Here is a 25,200-nt window from a genome sequence, read left to right as displayed (position 1 = left end):
TGTCTATACACCTGTATGCCGTTGTTTTGCTTTTCATTTGCATACTGCTGCAGCGTTCCGCTCCGACAAGCCGGGGTGTATAGACACCTCGGCTCTACGGCTGGAGCAAAAGCTCCTGTCCGCCGATCTCAATCGCGGCGATCTCCGTGCGGTCCACCGGCAGGGCAAATTCATAGCCGACCTCGTAGTCAGCCGCGCTGCCGCCGGCCTGAAAGCCCACGGTTTTCAGCGTTTTCCCGTCCTTCATCCGCAGTGTCGCCTCCCGCAGCAGGTCAAACAGCGCATCGGTATCCGCTTCCTCTCCGCCGCAGATGCTCATGCTCAGAGACAGGGCGGAGATCCGCACCTCTTTCACGGTGAGCGTCATTTCCGGCAGCCGGAGCGTCTGATTTTCCGCCGCGACGATACCTCCGTCAAAGTGCAGCGTCATCCGCAGCGTCCACGGCCCGGAAAGCAGCACCGTTTCCTGCCGCACAGACTCATTTTCCCCGGTATATTCCACAAGGCCCAAATCCCGGAACGTGATGTCGCACTCCCGCTTCGTGTCCGCCTCATTCTGGCTGCTGCCGATGATCATAAGATACTGGTTATTGTCAAGGCTGTGATTGTCCACCGGGTATGTCCATGAAACGCTGCTGGAACCGGAATCGAAAAAGCTGCCCTCGATATTCAAAAAAGCAAGGCGCTCTATGCCGTATTTTTCCAACAGCTCCGTATCCTTTACCGTCACCCGCACCGCCGCCAGCGCGTTTTCCCCTTCGGAAATGGCGTCCAGCAGCTCCAGCCGGAGATGCTCGTCCTCCGCCACGGCACCGATGCCCGTGCCGCCCAGCTCTGTGAGCTGCTCCGTGTCCGCCGTTCCCGCGTAGTCCTCCGCCCAGGGGCTCTTTTCAAAAAAGCTCTGGAAGAACGCGCCGCCCCGAAGCGCGTAGCCGGTAACGGAGACCGTCAGCAGCAAAACTGCCGCCGCCAGCACCGGCCAGCGCAGGTGCCGCACAGGCGTTTTGACCTGCATTTTCTGCTGCGCCTCCATCTGCTTTGCCGCGCGGCTGCGCCGCTCATAGCCCCATGGGTCCGCCAGCATCCGCCGCATCCGGCGGCGCTGCCGCAGGGAGGTGTGTCCGGTGTGCTTCTGCTCTGCCGGGGCCTCCCGGCAATCCTCCTCCAGCGCCTCCTCCAGGGCGGTGCGGAGCATGGCGTCAAACAGTTGCTCGTTCATCCAGATACCCCTCCTTTTTCAGTGTGTCAATGAGCAGCTTACGTCCCCGGAACGTTCGGGTCCGTACCGCGCTCTCCGTCAGCCCCAGCTCCCGGGCGATGTCGCTTATGCTCCATTCCGCCACGAACCGCAGCTCCAGCACCCGGCGGTAATCCTCCGGCATCCGGCGGATGATCTCCACCAGCGCCCGGAACTCCCCGCCGTCCGCCGGAACAGACTGCCCTTCCGGCAGCTCCTCGCAGGCGTTTTCCCATTTGTCCCGCCGCAGCATATCCAGCGCCGTGGTCTTGACCACCACCAGAAGCCACGAGGCCAGCCGCTCGTCCGAGCGGTCCCGCAGCTCGTCATAGTGGCGGATGAGCTTCATGAAGGTATCGTGGACCGCGTCCTCCGCCCGGTTTTGATCGCCTAAAAGCTGCCGTGCCAGCCGCTCCATCCGGGTGTGGTTCATCTGATACAGCGCGGCAAAGCGGTCCCTGTCCGGGTCCCGTTCAAAGCGCATGATAAAGGAAAGCACGGTCCATCCCTCCCATTCCCGCCGGAGCCGTGTCCGGCAGTGTTTCTTTCGATTTTACAGTCCTGCCAGCAGGCTGTCAAACAAAACGCCCGCGCTCTCATTCACGCCGCCGAGATCAAAGGCGCTCATGAGCAAAATCGCCAGCAGCGCCGCGTTGACAAGGCACAGCACCGCAGCGGCGGCCTTTACGGAGTCTCTGATTCCATAACCCATATTCTTCATACCATGATCTCCTTTCTCTCTTGGCGCATGGCGCGCGTCTTCTGTTTTCATTCATCGGCGGCCGCTTCCTCAGCGACCCCTCTGTCTTATAGACGCTTCAGGGCGCCGGTTTGTTGCAGGATTTTGAAAATTTTTTCAAAATATTTTTTCGCCGCTCCCGCCGCCCTGTTTTTCCCCTGCTTTTCCCTTGCTGTTTCCCGGCGCAATATGGTATACTGTGAACAAAGCAAGGTCCCTTTGCCTTTATTTTTTCAGGCACATGACGGTGCTTTATTTACGAAAGGGTGGTTTGTATGTTGGATGTTCAGCTCTTTGATCTGCAATCGTTCCTGCCCCTGCCCTATCAGGAAGCCCTGCTGCCCCGGCTGAAGGGTGCCCACGAGAAGCTGCAAAACGGCAGCGGCCTCGGCGGAGAATTCACCGGCTGGGTGCACCTGCCCCGGGCCTACGACCGGGCGGAATTTGCCCGAATCCAAGCCGCCGCCCGAAAGATTCAAAGCGACTCTCAAGCGCTGGTGGTCATCGGCATCGGCGGCAGCTACTTAGGCGCCCGGGGTGTCATCGACTGTCTGTGCTCCCCCAACTATAACCTGAAGCATAAATCCACGCCCAACATTTATTTCATCGGCAACGGCCTTTCCTCCGACGCTCTGGACGAGGTGCTGGAGCTGGTGGCGGATGTGGATTTCTCCGTCAATGTCATTTCCAAATCCGGCACCACCACGGAGCCCGCCGTGGCCTTCCGCTTTTTCCGGGATGCGCTGGAGAAAAAATACGGAAAAGAGGGCGCCCGCGGACGTATTTACGCCACCACCGACCGCGCCCGCGGCGCGCTGAAATCACTGGCGGACAGTGAGGGCTGGGAGACGTTTGTAGTGCCGGATGACATCGGCGGGCGATACTCCGTACTCACCGCCGTGGGGCTTCTCCCCATCGCGGCAGCCGGTGTGAACATTACCGCCTTGATGGAGGGCGCGGCGGACATGATGGCCCGCTGTGCCGACACCTCCTTTGGAAGCCCCGCGTGGCAGTATGCCGCGCTGCGGCACGAGCTGTACCACAAAGGCTTTTCCGTGGAGCTGCTGGCCTGCTATGACCCGGCCTTCCGCTTTATGGCGGAGTGGTGGAAGCAGCTCTTCGGCGAGAGCGAGGGCAAGGACGGAAAGGGTCTGTTCCCCGCCAGCGTGGAATTTACCGCCGACCTGCACTCCATGGGCCAATACATTCAGGCGGGCCGCCGCATTCTCTTTGAGACCGTGGTGCGCCTCGGCCCCTCGGCCCGGCAGCTCACCGTCCCCCGGGACGCGACGGACGGTGACGGGCTGAATTTCCTTGCCGGAGCCTCTATGGACCATATCCGGGACCGTGCCATGGAGGGCACGCTGCTGGCCCATAGTCAGGGCGGCGTCCCCAACATTATCATTGAGGCCGAGGGCAAAACGCCCCGGGCGCTGGGCGAACTCATTTACTTCTTTGAGTACGCCTGCGGCCTTTCCGGCTATCTGCTGGACGTGAACCCCTTTGACCAGCCCGGTGTAGAGGGGTACAAGAGCAATATGTTCGCCCTGCTGGGGAAGCCGGGCTATGAGACGCGGCGCGCCGAGCTGGAGGCAAGGCTGAACGCCCGCCGCTGATAAAAAGGAGGTCCTGCCATGAAGGATCAATATGGCCGGACCGTTGATTACCTTCGGCTCAGCGTCACCGACCTGTGCAATTACCGCTGCCGGTACTGTATGCCGCCGGAGGGAGTGGAAAAGCTGCCCCATTCCTCCATTCTTTCGCTGGAGGAATATGTGGAGATCGCCGCTGCCGCCGTGGGGCTCGGCATTATGAAGATCCGCGTCACCGGCGGTGAGCCGCTGGTGCGGCGGGGTATTGTGGAGCTCTGTCGGGCGCTTCGGGCCATTCCCGGCCTGCGGGAGCTCTGCCTCACCACCAACGGAAGTCAGCTCACCGCTCTGGCCGCCCCTCTGCGGGACGCCGGGGTGGACCGGCTGAACATCAGTCTCGACACCCTGCACCCGGAGCACTTCCGCGCCATGACCCGCACCGGCTCCTTGGAGGATGTCCTCTCCGGAATCCAAGCGGCGGAGCGGGCCGGCTTCAAGCAGCTCAAGCTGGACACCGTGCTCATCGGTGGCTTTAATGACAACGAAATCCGCCCGCTGGCGGAGCTGACCCTGACCCACCCGTGGGAGGTGCGGTTCATTGAGCTGATGCCCATGGGCCCCTGCGCCGGATGGGACAAGGAGTGCTTTCTCCCGGCGGACACCGTATTGGCGCGTCTACCGGAGCTAAAGGCACTGCCGCCGGAGGGCGTAGCGCGGCGGTTCCGTCTGCCGGGGGCTGTTGGAACGGTGGGGTTGATCGCCCCCCTGAGCCACGAATTTTGCGGGGACTGCCGCCGAATCCGCGTCACGGCGGACGGGAGGCTGAAGGGCTGTCTCCACAGCCGGGAGGAAATTTCCCTCCGGGGGCTCCACGGCCCGGCGCTAAAAGACGCCCTTCGCCGGGGCATTTTTCAAAAGCCAAGGGGGCACTGCCTGACGGAGGGCCCCAGCGGGACGCCCCGCACTATGAATGAGATCGGAGGCTGAAGCATGGGAGAGCTGACCCATTTCAATGAACAGGGCCGCGCCCGGATGGTGGACGTGACGGAAAAGCCCGTCACCCACCGGCGGGCGGTGGCTGCCGGTGAGATTCACATTGCGCCGGAGACCATGGCCCACATTAAAAACGGCACACTGAAAAAGGGGGATGTGCTGGCCGTGGCACAGGTGGCGGGGATTCAGGCCGCTAAGCATAACTGGGAGCTGATTCCCATGTGCCACCCCCTGCCCCTGACAGGCATCGACATCACGTTCCGCCTGTGCGATACGCCCTGTAGGGTGGAAATTCAGGCCGCCGTTGCCTGCACCGGCGTCACCGGTGTGGAAATAGAGGCGCTGACCGCCGTTTCCGTGGCCGCCCTGACCATTTACGATATGTGCAAGGCCGTGCAGAAGGACATGAAGATCACCAATCTCCGTCTGCTGGAAAAAACAGGCGGCAAGAGCGGCGATTACCGGGCGGAGGAATAGTCATGGCAAGGGTTCTGTCCGTCAACATCAGCGAGAAAAAGGGAACCATCAAAACGCCTGTAGCGGAAATTCAACTGAAGCTGCGCCACGGCATCGTGGGGGACGCCCACGCCGGGGACTGGCACCGGCAGATTTCCCTGCTGGCCTCGGAAAGCGTGGACACCATGCGCGCCGCCTCCCCTATCCCGCTGAACGCCGGTATCTTCGCGGAAAACATCAATACGGAGGGCATCGACCTCAAGGGCCTGCCCGTGGGAACCCACCTGCGGATCGGTGAGACGGAGGTGGAGGTGACGCAGATCGGCAAGGAGTGCCACAATGACTGCGCCATCAAAAAGGCGGTAGGCAAGTGCGTCATGCCCACGGAGGGCATCTTCGCCGTGGTGGTCAAGGAGGGCACAGTCCGTGCCGGAGATGAAATCGAGGTGCTGAAATGAAGCTGATTCGCACAGAGGACGCCGTGGGCCATGTGCTGTGCCATGACATGACCCAAATTATCAAGGATCAGTATAAGGACGCCCGGTTCCGTAAGGGCCACATCGTCACGGAGGCGGACATTCCCGTGCTGCTCTCCATGGGAAAGGAGCACCTTTACGTATGGGAAATGACCCCCGGCATGGTGCACGAAAATGACGCGGCGGAGCGGCTTCTGGCCCTGTGCGGTCAGGAAAACATGACCCGCAGCGAGGTCAAGGAGGGCAAGATCGAGCTGAAGGCCGCCTGCGACGGTTTGTTTCAGGTGGATTCCCGGCGGCTCATTGCTGTCAACAGCATTGAGGACATCATGATTGCCACGCGGAAGGGCAATACCGCCGTGAAAAAGGGGGACAAGCTGGCAGGAATGCGGGTGATTCCCCTCATCATTGAGGAAGAAAGGCTGCGCGCCGCCGAAGCAGCGGCGGGAACCGCCCCCCTGCTGAAGCTGCTGCCCTACGTAAAGAAAACCGCCGCCATTGTGGCCACCGGCAGTGAGGTAAAAAACGGCCTGATCCAAGATACCTTCACCCCGGTGGTACGGGACAAGCTGGCCGCCTACGGCATTGAGACCGTTTCCGTCCTCTACTCCGGGGACGGGGTTGACAACGTGGCAAACGCCATTGCCGAGGCCCGGCAGACGGGCGCCGACCTCATTCTCGGCACCGGCGGCATGAGCGTGGACCCGGATGACAACACTCCCGGCGGAATCCGGCAAAGCGGCGCCCACATCGTCACCTACGGCGCTCCGGTGCTGCCCGGTGCCATGTTCCTGCTGGGCTATTTCGAGGATGACACACCCATAATGGGTCTGCCCGGCTGCGTGATGTACGCCGGAGCCACTATTTTTGATCTGGCCCTGCCCCGCATCGCCGCTGGGGTGGAAATGACCCGGACGGACTTCGCGGTGATGGGCGAGGGCGGACTATGCCTTGGGTGCAGGCCGTGCCACTGGCCTGACTGTCCCTTCGGAAAATAAAAGCAAGAGCGCCCAAGTGCGCTCTTGCTTTTCCGAACCGTTCATCTTAATTGAGTATCACGCTTTACTCCGTAAAGTCGAGATCAATTTTCCATCGAATCAAAAAGGAAGAACCAACATGAAAAAGTATTTGTCCCTGCTGCTGGCCCTGTGCCTGACCCTGTCCCTCGCCGCCTGCGGCGGCAAGACCGACAGCAATGCCGATGCCGCCGGCAATACCCAGACCGGGGACAACGCCACAGAGCAACCCGCGGATGAGCCTGTAGAGCTGATCGTGTTTGCCGCCGCCTCCATGACGGAGACCATGAACACCCTCAAGGAGACCTATCAACAGGCCCACCCCAATGTCACCATCACCTATAACTTCGATTCCTCCGGCACACTGCTCAAGCAGCTCAAGGAGGGCGCGGACTGCGATCTGTTCGTTTCCGCCGCACTCAAGCAGATGGATGCCGTTGACGGAAGCCTGAAGGATGACACCGAGAAGAATCCCGACGGTCTGGACCTCATTGTCACCGACAGCCGCGTGGACCTGCTGGAAAACAAGGTCACGCTGACGGTGCCCGAGGGCAATCCCAAGGGCATTGAGAGCTTTGACCAGCTTGCCGAGTTGCTGAAGGGCGGTGATGTGCTGCTGGCCATGGGCAACAGCGATGTGCCCGTGGGTCAGTACACCATGCAAATTTTTGATTATTACGGCTTGGATGAAGCTGCATTGGCCGCCTCCGGCGTTCTGACCTACGGCAACAACGTGAAGGAGGTTGCCTCTCAGGTCAGCGAGGGTGCCGTGGACTGCGGCATCATCTACGCCACCGATGCCCACTCCGCCGGTCTGACGGTGGTGGACAGCGCCACTGCCGAGATGTGCGGTCAGGTCATCTATCCCGCCGCCGTACTCAAGGGAGACAAGGAGGATGCCGCCCAGGACTTCCTGGCCTATCTCCAAACCGACGCAGCCATGACCGTGTTTGAGTCCGTGGGCTTCTCCGCCGCTTGACCGAGAACTATTTCTGAAAAGGCCGACGATAAATCGCTTGCCCGCCGCTGATACGGCGGCGGGCCGTCGGTCCTTCATCCCTTCCCCCTCAGGAGGTAACTTATGGACCTGTTTCCCCTATGGAACTCGCTGCGGATCGCGCTGATCTCCACGGTCCTCATTTTTTTCCTCGGCATCCTCGCCGCCTATTACATCGCCCGCCTGCCCCGCGTCCTCAAGGGGATTCTGGATGTGGTGCTGACGCTGCCGTTGGTGCTGCCCCCCACCGTGGTGGGCTATCTGCTGCTGCGCCTTTTAGGGCCGAAGCGCATCATCGGCGCGTGGCTGCTAAAGCAGTTCGGCATCAAGGTGGTAATGACCTGGTGGTCCGCCATCTTCGCTACCGCCGTGGTGATCTTCCCCCTGATGTACCGCACGGTCCGGGGGGCCTTCGAGGCCTTTGACGAGACGCTGGCTTACGCTGGCCAGACGCTGGGTCTTTCCAACACATGGATCTTCTGGCGGGTGCGGATGCCCTGCTGCCGGCAGGGCATTCTTGCCGGCACGGTGCTGGCCTTTGCCCGGGCACTGGGAGAATATGGCGCCACCAGTATGATTGCCGGGTACACCCCCGGCCGCACCGCTACCATCTCCACCACCGTTTACCAACTCTGGCAGACGAATGATGACGCGCTGGCCATGAAATGGGTCATGGTGAACCTTGCCATTTCCGCCGTGGTGCTGCTGGCGGTCAACCTGTTGGAGCGCCGGGACTTTCTGGTGAACGCGGGAAGGAGGCGGCGGGGATGAGCCTGCTGATCGATATTGAAAAAAGGCTGGGCAGTTTTCACCTTCAGGTGCAGCTTCAGGCACAGGACGAGGTAACTGCCCTATCAGGTGCCTCCGGCTGCGGCAAAAGCATGACCCTCAAATGCATTGCCGGCATCGTCACGCCGGACCGGGGCCGCATCGTGCTCAATGACCGGGTACTGTTTGACAGCGCGGCGCACATCGACCTGCCGCCCCAGCGGCGGCGGATGGGGTATCTGTTCCAGAATTATGCTCTGTTTCCCACGATGACCGTGGAAAAAAATATCCTCTGCGCCATCCCCGGCAGCAAGACGGAAAAGGGCGCCGCCCTATCGGATGCTGTCCGCCGGTTCCGGCTGGAGGGGCTGGAGCATCACTACCCCGCCCAACTCTCCGGCGGACAGCAGCAGCGGGTGGCGCTGGCCCGAATCCTCTGCGCCAAGCCGGAGGCTATTTTGCTGGATGAGCCCTTTTCCGCGCTGGACAGCTATCTGAAGTGGCAGCTTGAACTGGAACTTTCCGATTTGCTGGCCGCCTTTCGTGGGCCGATTCTCTGGGTGTCCCATGACCGGGGCGAGGTATTCCGCAGCTGCCGACAGATATGCGTGCTGGACCATGGGCACTCACAGGGGACGCTGACACCGGAGCAGCTGCTCCACCGGCCGGGAACGGAAAGCGCCGCCCGGCTGTCCGGCTGCGAAAATATCGTAGAGGCCCACCCCGCCGGGGACGCCGTGCTGCTGCCCCAGTGGGGGCTGACGCTCCCTTGCGGCCGCGCCGTGCCGCCGGACTGCGGCAAAATCGGAATCCGGGCGCATCAGATCACGCCGGTGCCGCCGGAGACCCCCGGTGCGTTCCCCTGCCGCGTGGAGCGGACAATTCGGGACGCCTTCACCGTCACGGTACTCCTTGTCCCGGAGGGCTCCCCCGACCATGCCGCCTGCCTGCGGATGGAGCTGTCCCAGAGCCGTTGGGAGGAGCTGCAAGCACCGCCGCGCCTGTGGGCCGCCGTGCAGCCCGAGGATATTCTGCTTTTGCAATAAGCCTCAAAAATTACAGACGGGATATGAACCGGGAGGGCCGCTGATACGGCCCTCCCGGGAGACTGTCGATCAAGTGGTAAATCCTCCGCAGCGGTAAGGAAGGGTGTGCGCGGGAAACCCAAGAAGGGATACACCGTCGGCTCAGACCAAACAGCGGATACTGCGTATCCGCTGTTTGGGAGCCTTCCTCGAAACAAGCTCGCTTGATCCGCCACCGGCGGCGCTTCGCCTATTTCCCTGCGCCATTGAAATCCTTAGTTTTCAGAACTTTTATGAAGTTCTGAAAACTTGTTCAGCGGGGAGAAGAGACTTTTTCGACACGCTGCCGGGAGGGCCGCTGATACGGCCCTCCCGGTTTTGTTTTTTACTCGCGCCTCAGAATTTTTTCAAAATACTACCGCAGTCGTATTGACAGCAATATAAGACTGCGGTAGTATACGTTCACAGATACTACTGCAGTCTTATCTGGAGGTGCTTTTATGGATAATAAGCTGTTTGACTCAGAGCTGAAGGTCATGGACGTTCTCTGGCGCGAGGGAGATACCCCGGCCAAGGAAATCGCCAAAACACTATCACAAGAGGTGGGCTGGAATGTAAACACCACCTACACCCTTATCAAGCGCTGCATAAAAAAGGGCGCTGTTGCGCGCAGTGAACCGGGCTTTCTGTGCCACGCTTTAATTCCCAAGTCGGCGGTTCAGGAGGCGGAAACAAATGAACTGATCAACAAGGTCTATGATGGCTCTGCCGACAAGCTGTTTGCGGCGCTTCTCGGCAGAAAAAAGCTCTCTGCCGAACAAATAGAAAGGCTCAAGCAAATCGTCGGAGAGCTGGAATGAGGGACGCGATATGAGCTTGCTGCAAATGAGCCTCGCGGGCGGCGTCATGATTTTAGTCATCACAGTCATCCACGCTCTTGCAATGGACCATGTGCCGAAAAGGACATTTCCGGTGCTTTGGGGCATCGCGCTTTTCCGGCTGCTGATTCCCCTTTCTCTCCCCTCCGCTCTGAGCATCTATTCCCTGCTGAAACGGACTCCGGCGCCGGTAACGGCGAATATCCCCGCCGCGGCAGTCTCCGCCGTTCTGGCAGGACAGGCCGCCGCTTTGCCCCAGTCCGTTTCCGTTTCTGAAGCGGCGCTTCCCGTAGGGAGCATTATCTGGGCGGTGGGCACGGCTCTTTGTACGGTCACCTTCGCCATGGCCTACCGGAACTGTTATCGGGAGTTCCAAATGTCCCTGCCGGTGGAAAATGACGCCTCCCGGCGTTGGCTTCAAGCGCATCCCCTGCGGCGCACAATTACGCTCCGCCAGACCGACCGCATTTCCTCCCCGCTGACCTTTGGCCTCCTGCACCCGGTCATTTTGATGCCGAAGGAAACGGACTGGGACGATGAAGCATCACTGCAATTCGTTCTGGAGCATGAATTTGTCCATATCCGACGGCTTGACACGGCCGCCAAGCTCCTGCTGATCACCGCTGTCTGCGTGCATTGGTTCAATCCGGCGGTGTGGGCGATGTATGCTCTCGCAAACAGAGACATAGAGCTATCCTGCGACGAGGCCGTTATCCGCCGCTTCGGCCATGACGCAAGGGCCTCCTACGCCCGCGTCCTCATTCGTATGGAGGAGGTCCAAAGCGGGCTGATGCCCCTTTGCAATCACTTCAGCAAAAACGTAATAGAAGAAAGGATCACAGCCATTATGAAAACGAAAAAAATTACGGTCATATCCCTGCTTCTGGCGGCGGTACTTGTTGCCGGAACGGTAACAGTCTTTGCCACCTCGGCCAAAGAGGATACTGCCAATACCGCACACGGCTCAATCTCCGGCAGAAATACGGAGGCTGTCGAGTCCGGTGAGCCACCGAAGCCAAGTGCGGAATACCTCGCCGCCGGAATCTCCTTGCAAAAGGACCATTGGTACTATCAGAAAAGTCCCATTGCCGGAATATACGATGACAATGGCGGCATCTACACAGATGATTCCGCTGCCAACGGCATTTATTTAAACGTCAGACGCGGCAGCGGCGATAAGCTTACCGAGCTTGCAGCAATCACCAAAAAGCAGTTTGTCGAGCTCGTTGACCGCCGCATGAACAGCGTGGAAACCGAGGCCGAAGACGGGTCGCTTATGTCCTATGTGAATCCCGATGATGGAAGGACCTATTATAGCTTCGATGACGGCAAGACCTTTGAGCCGCTGATGGACGCGGAATTTGAGGCCCGTTTCCCCACGCCGGACGTCGAATGGTGGACGTATGACGAGTACAAGGCATGGCTGGACAAGGAAAAGGTGCAGCTGCAAAGCCTGCTGGGGGAGAGCGCGTGGACAAGCGGCAGCGGCAGCTTCGTTTGGACCCAAGAGAAGATCGATGAGACCATCGCCATGTACGAGGACATTCTGGCGGACATCAAAAACGGTGTCATGTACTCCAAATCCGTGGACGGGCAGGACCAGTTGATGATGAGCTACAACCCCGCCGACATCGGCACCTCAACGGACACAAAGGAGCTGTACGTCAAGTTAGACAACGGCGAGGAGCACACCTTCGGCCCCTATGAAACAAATGCGGAAATGCTGGCCGCCGTAAAGCCCTTTTGTACCGAACAGGTAAAGCTGGGGAACATGAAGCAGAGCGAAGCGGACGAAATTCTCAGCCGCTACGCCGCCGAATAAAGCGCTGCGATGAGGCCAATATAAAAAAGGAACAGGGCATCCGATTGGATACCCTGTTCCTTTTTTGGTGCGCGAGGCGGGACTTGAACCCGCACGTGCGTAATGCACACTAGAACCTGAATCTAGCGAGTCTGCCAATTCCACCACTCGCGCATTGATGAGCCTCACCCCAAAAGGGGACCCATCGGAGAATCACTCCGATGGGATTTGTGGCGGAGAAGGAGGGATTCGAACCCTCGAGACCCTTTAGGAGCCTACATGATTTCCAATCATGCGCCCTCGACCAACTAGGCGACTTCTCCATAGCTGTGTCCAGTTCACGAAAACTGATTCACTTGACTGTCCTGTGAGACAGCGTTATTAGTATATCAGAAACAGGTAAAAAGTCAAGCCCTTTTTGGAGTTTTTCAGAAAATTTTGCGTTTCCGATCGGAGCGCCTCACTGGAACTGTCATCCTGCCGGGGCGGAGATGTGAATTCTCTCTTGCGCCGCCGGGAAAAATAAGGTAGAATATAGCTTACAAACACAGCCGGATACCGCTATGAAAATGGAGGAGTTCTTATGGAGTGGATCATTGTTCCCATCCTTATCATCCTGATTTTGCTGCTGATCGTCAGCAACATCGTCATCGTGCAGCAGTCCCGGGCCTATGTGGTGGAGCGCCTGGGCGCGTTCCGCACCGTATGGAATGTGGGCCTGCACTTGAAGGTGCCCTTTATTGAGCGCGTGGCCAAAAAGGTCAGCCTGAAAGAGCAGGTAGCGGACTTTGCGCCCCAGCCCGTGATCACCAAGGATAACGTCACCATGCAGATCGACACGGTCATTTATTTCCAGATCACCGACCCCAAGCTGTACACCTACGGCGTGGAGCACCCCATGAACGCCATTGAGAACCTGACAGCCACCACCCTCCGCAACATCATCGGCGATATGGAGCTGGACCAGTCCCTCACCAGCCGCGACACCATCAACTCCCGGATGCGCTCCATTCTGGACGAGGCCACGGATCCGTGGGGCATCAAGGTCAACCGCGTGGAGCTGAAGAACATCATCCCGCCCAAGGAAATTCAGAACGCCATGGAAAAGCAGATGAAGGCGGAGCGGGAGCGCCGGGAATCCATTTTGCAGGCCGAGGGCCAGAAGCAGAGCCAGATTCTGGTGGCCGAGGGTGAGAAGCAGTCCGCCATTCTCCGGGCTGACGCCGCCAAGCAGGCCAAGATCATGGAGGCCGAGGCGGAAAAGACCGCAAAGATTCTGGCGGCCGAGGCAGAGAGCGAGGCCATTATGAAGGTTCAGCAGGCCACGGCGGACGCCCTGAAGCTGCTGAACGAGGCGGCCCCCAACGATCAGGTGGTGAAGCTGAAAGCGCTGGAGACCATGACGAAGGTGGCGGACGGCAAGGCCACGAAGATCATCATCCCCAGTGAGCTTCAGGGTCTGGCGGGCTTGGCTGCCGGTGCCAAGACCGTATTTGAAACGGAAGACCCCAAGGCATAATATCGATAATCAGGCCCCGCAGTCCTCTGACTGCGGGGCTTTTTTCACAAGCACTGAACCTATTAAAAAATTCATATCTGGCATTTGAAATAGGTTCAGCTATCTGCTACCATGAGGGCATCTCAAAATTGGAAGTGTTTTTTATGGAACAGAACAAGCGAAATATCAACAAGCTGACCATGCTGGGCATGATGACCGCACTGGTCTTTGTCAGCAACTATCTCCGTGTGACCATGCCTATCGCCATTGGTGGGCGGACCTCCTTCACGCTGGCAAATATCATGTGCTGCCTGTCCGGCCTGCTGCTGGGACCTGTGGGCGGCGCGGCCTCCGGCGTGGGATCCGCCCTGTATGATCTGACGAACCCCGCCTACGCGCCGGAATGTTGGATCACCCTCATTACCAAGGGCGTGATGGGACTGGTGGCCGGTCTTGCCATGGCGGATCGTGAAGAACCCAAGTATGGCCGCTGCACCGTGGCCGCCGCACTGGGCTGCGTGGCTTATTACATTCTCTATTTCTTCAAGTCCTTTGCCTATGACGGGCTGCTGATGGGCGGCCTCACCGCCGCCACGGCGGCTGCGGCCCTGCCTCTGAAAATCCCCGCCTCTCTTTTTAATGGCGCGGTGGCCATTCTTCTATCGCCCCCGCTGTGCCTCGCTCTGCGGCACGCGTTGAAGCGGGCGCATATCCAGCTCCCCTGATATACGGCCATCCCAAGCCCGGTCCTTGCGCGGCGGGTCCCCCTGCGGGCCGCCCGGAAAGACCGGGCTTGCTTTTTGCCGGAAAATAAGTATAATGAAAAAAGTTACATTTCCCAGTAAAGGAGCTTTATGCCTGTGAACGAATTTTTAGAGCTGTTTTTGACCTTCGCCAAAATCGGTGTCATGACCTTTGGCGGCGGCTACGCCATGCTGCCGATTCTTCAGCGGGAGGTTGTGGAAAATAAGCATTGGGCCACAGAGGAGGAACTGATGGACTATTACGCCATCAGCCAATGTACGCCGGGCGTCATCGCCGTGAACATCGGCACATTTATCGGCCAGAAGTACAAAGGGGTTCTGGGCGGCATTGTTGCCACGCTGGGCGTTGTGCTCCCCTCGCTGATCATCATCTCCATTTTAGCGGGCCTCATCACCAATTTCTCTCACCTTGCCTGGGTGCAGAACGCCTTTGCCGCAATTCAGGTGTGCGTGTGCGTGCTGATTTTCAATGCCGTTTTAAAGCTGCTGAAAAAATCCGTCATTGACAAGCGCACCACCGTGATTTTTCTGCTGGTAGCGGCAGGCAGTCTGTTTTTGACCATTTCCCCGGTGTGGTTCGTGCTGCTGGCGGCCATTGCAGGACTTGTGCTGAAGAATCTGGAAGAGAGGGCCGTGAAATGAGCATTTACATTCGTTTATTCTGGGAATTTTTCAAAACCGGCCTGTTCGCCATTGGCGGCGGCATGGCCACACTGCCCTTTCTGAAAAACATCGGTGCCGTCACCGGCTGGTACACCCAGACGGAACTGATGAATATGGTGGCAGTCTCGGAGTCTACTCCCGGCCCCATCGGCGTCAATATGGCAACCTATGTAGGCTTTGCCGTGGCCGGTATCCCCGGCGCGGTCATCGCCACCATCGGTGAGATAACGCCCTCCATCATCGTGATTCTCATTGTGGCGGCCATGCTGACAAAATTCCGGGACAGCAAATATGTAGCCAACGCCTTTTACGGTCTGCGCCCCGCCTCCTCCGGCCTTATTGCCGCCGCCTGCGCCGGTGTGGTGCTTCAGGTATTGCTCCGGGTCAACAGCTCTGCCACCGGTCTATGGAACAGCTTCCAGTGGGCCGGTTCTCTGAACTATATGGGCCTTGTCCTTGCGGCGGTGCTGCTGGTGCTGACCAACTGTGTCAAGGCCACTAAGGGCTGGCACCCCATCGTGTTCATCGGTATTTCCGCCGTGGCGGGCATTGTTCTGCGCTTTGGCGGCGTATAATTCACTGCTGCTTAAAAAGCGGGTCTGAGTAAAACTCAGACCCGCTTCAGCGTGTCGAAAAAGTCTTTTCTCCCCGCTGAACAAGTTTTCAGAACTTCATAAAAGTTCTGAAAACTAAGGATTTCAATGGCGCAGGACACCCTTCTTGGGTTTCTCGCACACACCCTTCCTTACCGTTGCGGAGGATTTACCACTTGATCGACAGTCTCAAGCGGGTCTGAGTAAAACTCAGACCCGCTTTTTTGATACTGCAAATGTCTCACAGCGTTGTGGCCTGCGGCGCACACAGCTCCCGCAGTACCTCCACGGCCTCGTCCATAATACGGGAGAGCGTCAGCTCTCGGACGCCCACCACGATCTTGCCGCAATGGCTGTTCACTGGCAGCAGCACCTTCTGGGCGCGGCTCTGGCCGATAGCCACGGCGATGGCGGGGGTGATCTCCCCCATCAGGGCGTCTGCCATCAGAATACCGATGGGCCCGGCGATGATGTCCGCATCCCGGCAGGCTACCAGCACCGGGTTTTCCCCGGTAGCCCCCCGATCCGCCCCTGCTTTCATCATGGCGGCGGTGGCAATGGCGTTGGTTCCCACCACCAGCGTTTCAAGGGGCAGTCCGGCGGCCTTGACCCGCTCGGTCAAAAGCGCGCCCATGCGGCCGTTCTGTCCGTCAATAATGACCAGCTTCATACGTCCTCCTTCAGCCGCAGCGTACAGCGCGCCACTGTGGCAGTTTCCTGAAAATAGGCGGTCTCCAGCGGAATCCACCGCTCAAAAAAGCGCTGTCCCCATTCCGCTCCGTTTCGGGATAAAATCCGGCGGCGCTGGGTCTCCGGCGTGACGTCCAGAAAAACGGACAGGTCATAATACTTCTCCAGCGATGGGTGGAGGCTGTAGGCCCCCTCCACGATGTTCAGCCGCGCGGGCCGCACCGTCACCGGCGGCCGCAGGGTCATGGTCCCGCAGTCAAAGGGGCGGTAGACCGCCGCCTCGCCCCGGCGGAGGGGCACCAGCACCTCCGCCTCCAGCCGCTCCCGGTCCATGTTGCCCCCGGGCTGGGCGAAGCGCTCCGGCGTCCGCTGCTCCGGCCGGAGGAAGAAATCATCCGCGTGGAAAACGGCGCTGTCCGGGTACAGCTCCGAAAGCTCCCGCGATAGCGTGGTCTTGCCGCCGGCAGCGCCGCCCTCAATGGCCAGCAGCACCCGCTCCTGCGCTGCCAGCGCACCGTCAATGGTCTCCAGCAGCGGCAGCAAATGGGTATAGTGCCGGTGCAGCACCCGGTAGGCCGGGTGGTAGGCCGCCCGGTAGTCTGCCGAGTGGTGACAGGCCGGATAGCCCGCCATCTGCCAGCGTGCCAGCTCCGCCTCTGCCTCTGCGGCGTTATAGGGCAGCGCACCCTCCGCCAGCAGCGCCCGCAGGACGTCCAGCCGCGCCTCCAGCGCCGCCGTGTCCTCCCGGGGCATGGCAGCAGACAGCGCAAAGGCCCGGGCCAGCGTAGCAGGTGTCAAGACACCTGCTAAAATTCCCAGCGGCACCCGGTCCCACAGCCCATCCAGCGGCTCGATGTCCCGGCAGGACGGAACCCCCGCCGCCAGCTCCTCCCGGATGCTCTGCTCGGCAGCAGCGACGTCGGAGATGAGATGACCGCAGCCGAATGTGCTCTGGTACAGCGCCTTGCAAAGGTCCTGAAGCCGTGATTCCGGCCGGTTTGCCATCTGCGCGCGTAAAAATTCTCTTGTCGCTGCCGTGTCCATGTCCGCTCGTTCCTTCCCGATCTTGTTTTCTGTCCCTTATCATACCCTGTTCCGCCCCCGCCTGCAAGCCCTTTTCCCCCGTAATTTGCGGGATATTAAGCCTGTGTGAATTTTTTTGATTCTCTCGACAAAAAGGGACAGAAAATGCAGTCGGATGTCTGTATGATAGAGCCAATCACCGCAGAAAATGCTTTTCAAGACCGTATCAAAAAATTATGAGAACAAATGTGGAAGGCAGAAAGGACAACTGAACATGAATACATTAACGAAGGAATACACCCTGCTGTTCAACACCATCACCGATGCGGAGGAGGCCCTCCGCCAACTGAGCCTGACGCTGATGGAGGCCCAGCGGCGGGCCGAGGAGTTGTTTTTGGAGGCGGAACAGGAGGCGCCCGCCGAAAAAGGCGCATAGACACCGTGACAACTGCCGCCAAACGTGGTATGCTATACATACTTACTTTTACCACAGGAGGCGGCTATGCTGCACATCGGCTGTCATTTATCCTCTGCCAAGGGGCTTTGCGCCATGGGACGTCAGGCATTGGCATTGGGCGCGGACACATTCCAGTTTTTTACCCGCAATCCCCGGGGGAGCCGCGCCAAGGCGCTGGACGCCGCCGATGCGGACGCCCTGACGGAACTGCTGCGGGAAAACCGCTTTGCCCCCATCATCGCCCACGCGCCCTATACGCTGAACCTCTGCGGCGCGGCGGAAGAAAACCGCCGCTTCGCCCAAGCGCTCATGCGAGACGATCTGGAACGGATGGAGCACATTCCCGGTCAGCTCTACAATTTCCACCCCGGCAGCCATGTGGGACAGGGCGTGGAGACCGGCATCGCCTACATAGCCGAGGGGCTGAACGCCGTTCTGACCCCGGAGCAGACCACCACAGTCCTGCTGGAGACTATGGCGGGCAAGGGCACCGAGGTCGGCAGCCGCTTTGAGGAGCTGCGGGAGATCTGGGACCGCGTGGAGCAAAGGGATAAGGTGTACATCTGTCTTGACACCTGTCATGTGTCCGATGCCGGATATGACCTTGTGCACGATTTGGACGGGGTTTTGACGGAGTTTGACCGCGTGATCGGCCTCGACCGGCTGCGGGCCGTGCACCTCAATGACAGCCTGAACCCCTGCGGCAGCCACAAGGACCGCCACGCCCGCATCGGCGAGGGTCAGCTCGGCTTAGAGGCCCTGACCCGAATCGTGACGCATCCCGCGCTGCGGGGATTGCCGTTTTGTCTGGAGACCCCCAATGACCTGCCGGGCTACGCCCGGGAGATCGCGCTGATGCGTGAGCGGGCACAATAGCGAAAAATATCTTTCATTCGTCAAAATACCCCACGGAAAACCGTGGGGCATTTTTTCATCTCCGGGCGCATAGGTTTGTCCCAAGAGGTGAAGCGCATGAAACGAAAGAACCGATTTTCCGAGCTGCTGCGGCCTCTCGGCGCACTGGCCCTTGCCGGGGCAACGCTGTGGACTGTCAGCGTCACAGCAGGCAGCACCACCGCCGCCGACGCATGGGCGGCGCTGCGGCAGGAGGTGCCGCTAACGCTGCTGCGGTGGCAGTTAGGGGACCCCGGTTTGCCGGACGGACTTTCCCCGGCGGCGGTGCTGACGCTGAGTCAGTCCCCGCTGCTACTTTCCGCGCGGCGGGACATTTACGAACTCCGCCGCCAAAGCGAGGAAACGCCGGAGGCTGAGGCACCTGCCCCGGTGACGCAGCCGATAGAGGAAACACCCCAGACGCCGGAGGCCGAGACTTCCGCCGGAACGGACAACGGCGTGGCCGCCAAGACGCTGATTCCCACAGACCCCAGCGGCTACACGGTTTTTGGCCGGGTGTACATCAGTAATTCCACAAAATACACCCTCTCCAGCGAGGAGCTGCAAAAGCCCTTTGCCGCCGAGCTCACCGGCGAGGCGCCGCAGGTGCTGATTCTCCACACCCACGGCAGTGAGGGCTACACGCCGGTACCGGGTACGGAGGTGGTCTGGTCCGGGGACTGCCGCACCACGGACACCCGGTACAATGTGGTCCACATGGGGGACGCCATTGCGGAGGAACTGGGGAAGGCGGGTATTTCCGTGCTCCATGACCGCACGCTCTATGACTATCCCGAATATGCTGGGGCCTATGACCGGGCGCTGCCGGCCATTGAGGCGGCGCTGAAGCAGTATCCCTCCATCCACTTTGTCCTCGACGTTCACCGGGACGCCATTGAGGACAGCGCCGGGAACCAAATCAAGGTGGTGTCGGACATCGACGGTGTCGGCACCGCCGCCCAGCTTTCACTGGTGGTAGGCAGCGATGGCGGCGGGCTGAGCCATCCGGACTGGATAGAAAACCTCCGGCTGGCCGCGGCGGTACAGGAACAGGTGCTCACGGACTACCCCACGCTGATGCGGCCGCTGCTGCTGCGGAACTCCCGCTACAATCAGCATGCCACCCACGGCTCGCTGCTCCTTGAGGTTGGCACTGCCGGCAACGCCCCGGAAGAGGCGGAGCTGTCCGCCCGCCTGTTTGCCCGGGAGCTGGTGCAGGTATTGGAGGAACGGAGCAAATAGGTGCACAACAGACCACGCCCCCGGCCGTTGGCCGGGGGCGTGGTGCGTTGATAGAATTGCTTTTTGCTCAATCCTGCTTCGGCAGGCCGGACACCAGCCGCTTTTCCTTCCACTTCCCCCGCTGGAAGCGGATGGTGAACAGCAGCCCCCGGAGACATTCGTCACAGGCCATGGCGATCCAGATACCGGCAAGGCCCCAGCCCAGCACATCGCCTAAAAGCCAGCTTCCGCCGACGGACACCAGCCACATACTGAAAATACCAACGGTCACGGGATACCAGACATCGCCGGCGGTGGTCAGCCCCCGGACCATAACGATGTTGATGGAGCGGCCGATCTCCAGCGCAAATTCCACGTAGAGAATCTGGCGGCCCAACTGGTGAATCACAGGGTCGGCGGTGAAAATACTGTAAATGGGGTCGCAGAAAATGAGGATCACCAGCGTCAGAAGCTCCGAGGCCGCAAGGGCAATGCGGATGGTGGACCAGACCCGGGGGCACACCTCCTTCAGCTTTCCCGCGCCGATCATGTAGCCCAAAATGATTTGAGTGGCCTCCGCCGCGGCGATGGAGTACACGTAGGCAATGTTGGCCAGCATACTGCCGTAGACCTTGGCGCTGACCGCCGCCGTACCCATGAGATTGATGAAGCGGAGGATGAATGTCTGGGACACGTTATAGGAAAGGGACTCCGAGCCGGAGGGCAGGGCGATCCCCAGCAGGGAGCGGAACGTAGACGCCGGGAAGGGCCGGAGATATCGGAGGGAAAAGCGGACGGGGCACTTTTTCTTCAGCGTGAGATAGGCCAGCGTCAGCCCTACGGCCTTGGAAATATCCGTGGAAATGGCCGCGCCGGTGACGCCCAACTGCGGCAGGCCGAAAAAGCCGTTGATGAGGATGGCATTGCCCGCCACGTTCAAAAGGTTCATCACCACGGAGACCGCCACCACCTCCTTGAGCAGCGTATAACTGCGGAGAATGGCGCACAGCTCGATATAAAGGCCCTGCAGCAGCACGCCGCCGCCCACAATACGGGTATAGAGGCAGGCCCCGGCAAAGGCGTCCTCCGGCGTCCGCAGCAGGCGGAACAGCACCTCCGGGTCCAGCAGCAGGAAAAGTCCCACCGCAAAGCTGAACACGGCAATGACCGTCATGCCCACTGTGGCGATCTCATCGCATTCCTCGCCGGTGCGGCCCGCGCCGATGTGCTGCGTCAGCAAAATGGTGGAGGCGGTGCTCATGGTGGTCAGCACAATGATGACCACGTTCATCACCTGATTGCCGTTGCCGATGGAGGCTACGGCGGCAGAGCCGAAATGGGCGATCATGAACTGGTCCATGTTGCCCACTAAAAGCTGCAGCAGCAGCTCGGCAAAAATCGGCAGGGACAAATGAAAGACCCGCTTTGTCTGCGGGGAAAAATGCAGCGGCATATCGGTACTCCTTTATGGGAAAAAGCGTAAGATCGTTTATATCGGAGCAAGTATATGCAAAACCGGGCCGCGCCGCAAGCGGCAAAGCGCCGAAAGATACGCCAAAAGGGCCGTATCTTTCGGCGCTTTTTACGGTTTGTGCGTTTATTTCCGGTACTCCTCCGCCAACTGGCAGTAGCCCCGGGCGGATTCCCGCACACCCTCGATCTCCGCCTCCGTCAGCGGGCGGATGACCTTGGCAGGGCTGCCTAAGAGCATGGAGCCGGCAGGGGCGTCCATTTTTCCGGTGACCAGCGCGCCGGCGCCCACAATGCAGTTATCGCCGATTTTCGCGCCGCTTAAAACGGTGGCGCCCATACCGATGAGCACGTTGTCACCCACGGTACAGCCGTGGACAATGGCGCCGTGGCCGATGGTGCAGCCCGCGCCCACGTGGGTCTCCTCGTGCAGTACGGCGCAGTCCTGAATGTTGGTATTCTCTCCCACAGTGATGGTCCCTTCATCCCCGCGGAGCACGGCGTTGTACCACACACTGACGTTTTTCCCCAGCGTGACGTTCCCAACAATAGCGGCGCCGGGACAGACCAGAACGGTTTCATCAAAGCTCGGTTTAGCGAACATGGTAAGTCTCTCTTTCCTTTCGATTGACTGCCACCAGATTAGATGGCAAAATTTCCGTTGACGAACACCGGCACCTCACGCCCGTCATGAGTAGTGCCGACAATGGAGAGGTCGGCAGTGCCCACCATGAAATCCACATGGGTCATGGAGTAGTTCAGGCCGTGGGCCTGCACCTCCTCCCGGGTCATGGACTCGCCGCCCTCAATGCACTCGGGATACGCCTCGCCGAAGGCCAGATGGCAGGAGGCATTTTCATCAAACAGGGTATTGTAAAACAGAATCTTCTGGTTGGAAATGGGACTGTCATAGGGCACCAGCGCTACCTCGCCGAAGTAGCTGGCCCCCTCGTCCACACTGATGGCGGCCTTTAAAAATTCCTCGCCCTTTTCGGCGTGGGCCTCCACGATTTTTCCGTCCCGGATGACAAAGTGGAATTTGTCGATGATGTTTCCGTCATTCACCAGCGGCATGGCGGCGTAGACCACGCCGTTGATGCCGGTTTTCAGCGGCGCGGTGAAAATTTCCTCCGTAGGCATATTGGCTACAAACTCCACGCCGTTTTTCATCACGGAGTTGCCCGCCGCCCACAGGTGGTCTTCCGGGAGCTGGATGGTCAGGTCGGTGCCGAGGCTGTTGGTATAGTGCAGATACTTGAAGTGATAGCGGTTCAGCAGGTCCTTGCGGCGGGCCAGCGTTTCCAGATGGCGGCGCCAGGCGTACACGGCGGAGCCATCCCCCTGAATGCGGACCGTTTTGAAAATGGCCTCCCACAGCCGCTCCATGGCCTCGTCCTCCGGCAGATCCGGGAACACGGTCCTGGCCCATGAGGGAATGGGGACGGAGGCGATGCACCACGGGAAGCCGTTGCTCATCTGCAGCCGGTCAAAGACCTTTCGCATAACGGAGCCGGACTTCTGTGCCCGTACCAGCCGGTCCGGGTCCACGCCCTTCAGCGTCTCCGGGTCCGAGGCGGCAATGGCCAGATAGGCCGCGCCCAGCTCGGCATAGTGGGTGAAATATTCCTCCCGCCACGCCAGCACCTCGTCAAACACCGCACTGTCGGCCCGGAGGTATTTCTGCCGGGTGAGATGATCGTCGCTCCAGTTCATGACCACCTCCCGGCAGCCGCAGTTGTAGGCGGCGTCGGCGCACAGGCGGGCAAAATGGGCGCATTCCACCGGGCTTGAAATAATGACGGTCTGGCCCTTCTGGACGTTCAGGCCCACCTCCATGACCAGCTTTGCGTATTCAAACAGCTTTTCTTCCATGCTTGGTATCCTTTCCCGCATTTTCTGCGAACGATTTTACTTCACTGCTCCGTCAGGCGGTCCTTACGCATACTGATGAGCACGCCGTTGACCTCCGCCCCTAAAATCAGCGTCACGGCGGTGAGGTTCAGCCAAATCAGCACCACAATGATAGCGCCGATGGAGCCATATAAAAGAGAGTAGTGTGAAAAATGATTGGCGTAATAAGAATAAAGACCGCTTACAACCATCCATGCCGCAAGGGAAAAGAGCGTCCCCGGCCAGATGTTCCGCATGGGCTGGAGCGTATCCTGCGCCAACGCGTACAACAGCAGCAGTGCGAAAAAGCTCACGGCTCCCGCCGCCGGGAACCGCAGGTGCACCCACAGTGCCGCCATCCACTCCGGCAGATGGAAATGATTTACGGCGTACCACAGCGCCCGCTCCCCGAAGGTCATCAGCGTCAGCGTCAGGGCAATGGCGGCAATGAGCGTCACCGTGTAAAGCAGCACCCGGAGCCACTGGCTCACGGCTCCCCGGGGCGGCCCGAGATGATAGGCTGTCCGCACGGCGCCCATAAGAGAGTTGGTGGCCCGCATGGGGAAGTACACGGAAAATACCAGACCGAATACCATGAGCTGCGGGCTTGGGTTTTCCCGCACATAGGTCAGGTACAGCTCCGTCAGCTCCAGCACGACCTCCGGCAGAAAATCCGCAAGGACGGACACAATGCCCGCAACGTTCAGATTCAGCAGGCCCAGCAGAGCGCTGATGAAAATAAGGAACGGGAAGATCATAAACAGCAGATAAAACGCCAGCGCCGCGCTCTGGGTAGCCACGTTATGCTTGAGATAGCGGTGTGCCAGCAGCACCCAGAAGCGCAGAAATCGGTTTTTCGGCAGGGTATCGCCCCACATAGCAGTGTCTCCCTCTGAGAAAATTTTACTCCCACTTCGCCCAGATGTCCGGGCAGTAGCCCACGGTGGCGTCCTTTCCATTGCGGACGATAGGGGCATTGAACAACTCCGGGTACATCAGCAGCTTTTCCTCCCGGGCCTCCGGGGTGATATAGGGCATATAAAGCTCCTCATAGGCCCGGCATTTTGTGTTCACCAGCGCGTCAAAGCCAACTTTCTGCTTGACGGAGTTGTACTCCCGGGGGGATAATCCCTTTGAGAGAAGGTCGATATATTGGTATTTGATGCGGCGCTCCTTGAACCACCGCTCGGCCTTTTTCGTGTCAAAGGACTTGGAGGAGCCAAAGATCTGAATATTCATAGCCATTTCCCTATTCTATCAAATTGGAGGAGCTCTTTATGACGGATGCAGTCAAAACATTGAAGGAATGGACCGATGCGGCCCATAAAATCGTCTTTTTCGGCGGAGCCGGCGTTTCCACAGAGTCCGGCATCCCGGATTTCCGCAGCACCGGCGGGCTGTACCATCAGGAGTGGAGCTATCCCCCGGAGACTATTTTAAGCCATACGTTCTATAAAAGCAATCCCGAAGAATTTTTCCGTTTTTACCGGGCCAAAATGCTCTGCCCGGAGGCCAAGCCAAACGCCGCCCACAAAAAGCTGGCCCAGTGGGAGCAAGAGGGGCGGCTGCTGGCCGTGGTAACGCAGAATATCGACGGGCTCCATCAGGCGGCGGGCAGCCGAAACGTCTATGAGCTTCACGGCAGCGTGCACCGCAACCACTGCGAGCGCTGCGGCAAATTTTACAGTCTCGACCACATTCTGCATACCACCGGCGTTCCCCGGTGCGCCTGCGGCGGCATCATCAAGCCGGATGTGGTGCTCTATGAGGAAGCGCTGAACGAGCAGGTGATGGACGGGGCCGTGCAGGCCATCGCCGCGGCGGATATGCTCATCATCGGCGGAACATCCCTGAACGTGTGGCCTGCGGCGGGGCTTATCAACTATTTCCGGGGAGAGCATCTGGTGCTCATCAACAAGTCAGCGGTGGCCCGGGACCTGACTGCGGACCTTGTCATCACCGACCCCATCGGAGAGGTCCTTGATCAGCTTTGACCCCTTTCCCGGCCCATTTTGGGCCGGGAAAAATTTTTCAAAAAATACAGAATCATGGTTGACAT

28 protein-coding genes and 2 tRNA genes are annotated in these 25,200 nt (G+C 59.5%); 18 read left to right on the top strand and 12 right to left on the bottom strand.

Annotated features, from left to right (window positions below; genetic code table 11):
• Window positions 1-94 precede the first annotated feature (94 nt).
• From PY311_RS03035 to PY311_RS03025, 3 genes are read right to left on the bottom strand one after another with little or no spacing between them, the layout of a single operon-like run.
• Complete coding sequence (locus PY311_RS03035) at window positions 95-1,219, bottom strand: hypothetical protein (RefSeq protein WP_286147204.1); 1,125 nt, start codon at window positions 1,217-1,219, stop codon at window positions 95-97.
• Window positions 1,200-1,736, bottom strand: a complete 537-nt coding sequence (locus PY311_RS03030) for an RNA polymerase sigma factor (protein WP_286147203.1) — start codon at window positions 1,734-1,736, stop codon at window positions 1,200-1,202. Before PY311_RS03030 ends, PY311_RS03035 begins: the two co-directional genes overlap by 20 nt.
• A 54-nt stretch (window positions 1,737-1,790) precedes the next feature.
• Entirely contained in the window at window positions 1,791-1,958 is a 168-nt protein-coding gene (locus PY311_RS03025) for a hypothetical protein (RefSeq protein WP_286147202.1), read from the bottom strand.
• A 293-nt stretch (window positions 1,959-2,251) separates the two neighbouring features.
• On the opposite strand from PY311_RS03025, the gene PY311_RS03020 reads away from it, so the two are divergent.
• From PY311_RS03020 to PY311_RS02975, 10 genes are all read left to right on the top strand, one after another.
• Entirely contained in the window at window positions 2,252-3,592 is a 1,341-nt protein-coding gene (locus tag PY311_RS03020) for a glucose-6-phosphate isomerase (protein ID WP_286147201.1), read from the top strand.
• Between the two features lie 18 nt (window positions 3,593-3,610).
• Window positions 3,611-4,555, top strand: a complete 945-nt coding sequence (gene moaA / locus PY311_RS03015) for a GTP 3',8-cyclase MoaA (protein ID WP_286147200.1) — start codon at window positions 3,611-3,613, stop codon at window positions 4,553-4,555.
• A gap of 3 nt (window positions 4,556-4,558) precedes the next feature.
• The gene (gene moaC / locus PY311_RS03010; protein WP_286147199.1) at window positions 4,559-5,038 is read left to right on the top strand and encodes a cyclic pyranopterin monophosphate synthase MoaC; all 480 of its coding nucleotides are present in this window, start codon (window positions 4,559-4,561) and stop codon (window positions 5,036-5,038) included.
• A 2-nt stretch (window positions 5,039-5,040) separates the two neighbouring features.
• Window positions 5,041-5,475 (top strand): MOSC domain-containing protein, encoded by a 435-nt coding sequence (locus PY311_RS03005; protein ID WP_286147198.1) that lies wholly within the window; start codon window positions 5,041-5,043, stop codon window positions 5,473-5,475.
• Window positions 5,472-6,491 (top strand): molybdopterin-binding protein, encoded by a 1,020-nt coding sequence (locus PY311_RS03000; RefSeq protein WP_286147197.1) that lies wholly within the window; start codon window positions 5,472-5,474, stop codon window positions 6,489-6,491. Before PY311_RS03005 ends, PY311_RS03000 begins: the two co-directional genes overlap by 4 nt.
• Before the next feature lie 118 nt (window positions 6,492-6,609).
• A complete protein-coding gene (modA, locus tag PY311_RS02995; RefSeq protein WP_286147196.1) occupies window positions 6,610-7,488 on the top strand; it encodes a molybdate ABC transporter substrate-binding protein in 879 nt (292 codons plus the stop codon).
• Window positions 7,489-7,590: 102 nt separating this feature from the next.
• On the top strand, window positions 7,591-8,277 hold the full coding sequence (gene modB, locus PY311_RS02990) for a molybdate ABC transporter permease subunit (protein WP_286147195.1): 687 nt from the start codon (window positions 7,591-7,593) through the stop codon (window positions 8,275-8,277).
• Window positions 8,274-9,320 (top strand): sulfate/molybdate ABC transporter ATP-binding protein, encoded by a 1,047-nt coding sequence (locus tag PY311_RS02985; RefSeq protein ID WP_286147194.1) that lies wholly within the window; start codon window positions 8,274-8,276, stop codon window positions 9,318-9,320. The genes modB and PY311_RS02985 overlap by 4 nt, the downstream gene beginning before the upstream one ends.
• Before the next feature lie 479 nt (window positions 9,321-9,799).
• Window positions 9,800-10,159 carry a BlaI/MecI/CopY family transcriptional regulator gene (locus PY311_RS02980; RefSeq protein ID WP_286147193.1) on the top strand — a complete coding sequence of 120 codons (360 nt, stop codon included), beginning with the start codon at window positions 9,800-9,802 and terminating at the stop codon, window positions 10,157-10,159.
• A gap of 10 nt (window positions 10,160-10,169) precedes the next feature.
• On the top strand, window positions 10,170-11,999 hold the full coding sequence (locus PY311_RS02975) for a M56 family metallopeptidase (RefSeq protein ID WP_286147192.1): 1,830 nt from the start codon (window positions 10,170-10,172) through the stop codon (window positions 11,997-11,999).
• 65 nt (window positions 12,000-12,064) lie between these two features.
• Here PY311_RS02975 and PY311_RS02970 read toward each other — a convergent pair.
• Together PY311_RS02970 and PY311_RS02965 are read right to left on the bottom strand one after the other, a co-directional pair.
• Window positions 12,065-12,152 (bottom strand) — tRNA-Leu (locus tag PY311_RS02970).
• 57 nt (window positions 12,153-12,209) lie between these two features.
• Window positions 12,210-12,301, bottom strand: a tRNA-Ser gene (locus tag PY311_RS02965).
• A 260-nt stretch (window positions 12,302-12,561) separates the two neighbouring features.
• Between PY311_RS02965 and PY311_RS02960 the strand changes: the two genes are divergently transcribed.
• From PY311_RS02960 to PY311_RS02945, 4 genes are all read left to right on the top strand, one after another.
• Window positions 12,562-13,497, top strand: coding sequence for an SPFH domain-containing protein (locus tag PY311_RS02960; RefSeq protein WP_286147191.1), 936 nt, complete (start codon window positions 12,562-12,564; stop codon window positions 13,495-13,497).
• A 143-nt stretch (window positions 13,498-13,640) separates the two neighbouring features.
• Entirely contained in the window at window positions 13,641-14,201 is a 561-nt protein-coding gene (locus PY311_RS02955) for an ECF transporter S component (RefSeq protein ID WP_286147190.1), read from the top strand.
• A 129-nt stretch (window positions 14,202-14,330) separates the two neighbouring features.
• Window positions 14,331-14,882 (top strand): chromate transporter, encoded by a 552-nt coding sequence (locus tag PY311_RS02950; RefSeq protein ID WP_434059926.1) that lies wholly within the window; start codon window positions 14,331-14,333, stop codon window positions 14,880-14,882.
• Window positions 14,879-15,478 (top strand): chromate transporter, encoded by a 600-nt coding sequence (locus PY311_RS02945; RefSeq protein WP_286147188.1) that lies wholly within the window; start codon window positions 14,879-14,881, stop codon window positions 15,476-15,478. The genes PY311_RS02950 and PY311_RS02945 overlap by 4 nt, the downstream gene beginning before the upstream one ends.
• A 259-nt stretch (window positions 15,479-15,737) precedes the next feature.
• On the opposite strand, the gene PY311_RS02940 is transcribed toward PY311_RS02945, so the two are convergent.
• Together PY311_RS02940 and PY311_RS02935 are read right to left on the bottom strand one after the other, a co-directional pair.
• Window positions 15,738-16,166 carry a DUF3842 family protein gene (locus PY311_RS02940; protein ID WP_286147187.1) on the bottom strand — a complete coding sequence of 143 codons (429 nt, stop codon included), beginning with the start codon at window positions 16,164-16,166 and terminating at the stop codon, window positions 15,738-15,740.
• Window positions 16,163-17,230 carry a uridine kinase family protein gene (locus PY311_RS02935; protein WP_286147186.1) on the bottom strand — a complete coding sequence of 356 codons (1,068 nt, stop codon included), beginning with the start codon at window positions 17,228-17,230 and terminating at the stop codon, window positions 16,163-16,165. The genes PY311_RS02940 and PY311_RS02935 overlap by 4 nt, the downstream gene beginning before the upstream one ends.
• Window positions 17,231-17,483: 253 nt before the next feature.
• On the opposite strand from PY311_RS02935, the gene PY311_RS02930 reads away from it, so the two are divergent.
• From PY311_RS02930 to spoIIP, 3 genes are all read left to right on the top strand, one after another.
• On the top strand, window positions 17,484-17,645 hold the full coding sequence (locus tag PY311_RS02930; RefSeq protein ID WP_286147185.1) for a hypothetical protein: 162 nt from the start codon (window positions 17,484-17,486) through the stop codon (window positions 17,643-17,645).
• 66 nt (window positions 17,646-17,711) lie between these two features.
• The gene (locus PY311_RS02925; protein WP_286147184.1) at window positions 17,712-18,542 is read left to right on the top strand and encodes a deoxyribonuclease IV; all 831 of its coding nucleotides are present in this window, start codon (window positions 17,712-17,714) and stop codon (window positions 18,540-18,542) included.
• Window positions 18,543-18,638: 96 nt separating this feature from the next.
• Window positions 18,639-19,802, top strand: coding sequence for a stage II sporulation protein P (spoIIP, locus tag PY311_RS02920; RefSeq protein ID WP_286147183.1), 1,164 nt, complete (start codon window positions 18,639-18,641; stop codon window positions 19,800-19,802).
• Between the two features lie 67 nt (window positions 19,803-19,869).
• Here spoIIP and PY311_RS02915 read toward each other — a convergent pair whose 3' ends face one another.
• The 5 genes from PY311_RS02915 to PY311_RS02895 form a co-directional block, all read right to left on the bottom strand.
• The gene (locus PY311_RS02915) at window positions 19,870-21,234 is read right to left on the bottom strand and encodes an MATE family efflux transporter (RefSeq protein WP_286147182.1); all 1,365 of its coding nucleotides are present in this window, start codon (window positions 21,232-21,234) and stop codon (window positions 19,870-19,872) included.
• Between the two features lie 144 nt (window positions 21,235-21,378).
• Window positions 21,379-21,855 carry a gamma carbonic anhydrase family protein gene (locus PY311_RS02910; protein ID WP_286147181.1) on the bottom strand — a complete coding sequence of 159 codons (477 nt, stop codon included), beginning with the start codon at window positions 21,853-21,855 and terminating at the stop codon, window positions 21,379-21,381.
• Window positions 21,856-21,893: 38 nt separating this feature from the next.
• On the bottom strand, window positions 21,894-23,123 hold the full coding sequence (locus tag PY311_RS02905; protein ID WP_286147180.1) for an aminopeptidase: 1,230 nt from the start codon (window positions 23,121-23,123) through the stop codon (window positions 21,894-21,896).
• Window positions 23,124-23,164: 41 nt separating this feature from the next.
• On the bottom strand, window positions 23,165-24,019 hold the full coding sequence (locus tag PY311_RS02900; RefSeq protein WP_286147179.1) for a YihY/virulence factor BrkB family protein: 855 nt from the start codon (window positions 24,017-24,019) through the stop codon (window positions 23,165-23,167).
• A 25-nt stretch (window positions 24,020-24,044) separates the two neighbouring features.
• On the bottom strand, window positions 24,045-24,380 hold the full coding sequence (locus PY311_RS02895) for an arsenate reductase family protein (protein WP_286147178.1): 336 nt from the start codon (window positions 24,378-24,380) through the stop codon (window positions 24,045-24,047).
• A 38-nt stretch (window positions 24,381-24,418) separates the two neighbouring features.
• Between PY311_RS02895 and PY311_RS02890 the strand changes: the two genes are divergently transcribed.
• Window positions 24,419-25,135: an NAD-dependent protein deacylase gene (locus PY311_RS02890; protein ID WP_286147177.1), complete on the top strand. Its 717-nt coding sequence runs from the start codon at window positions 24,419-24,421 to the stop codon at window positions 25,133-25,135.
• Window positions 25,136-25,200 lie beyond the last annotated feature (65 nt).

It is taken from the genome of Neopoerus faecalis (genome assembly GCF_029218125.1).
In the GTDB taxonomy this organism is placed as follows: Bacteria; Bacillota; Clostridia; order Oscillospirales; family Oscillospiraceae; genus Oscillibacter; species Oscillibacter faecalis_A.
Note: the sequence above shows the minus strand (reverse complement) of the source record. Positions and strands in the feature narration are given on the sequence as shown.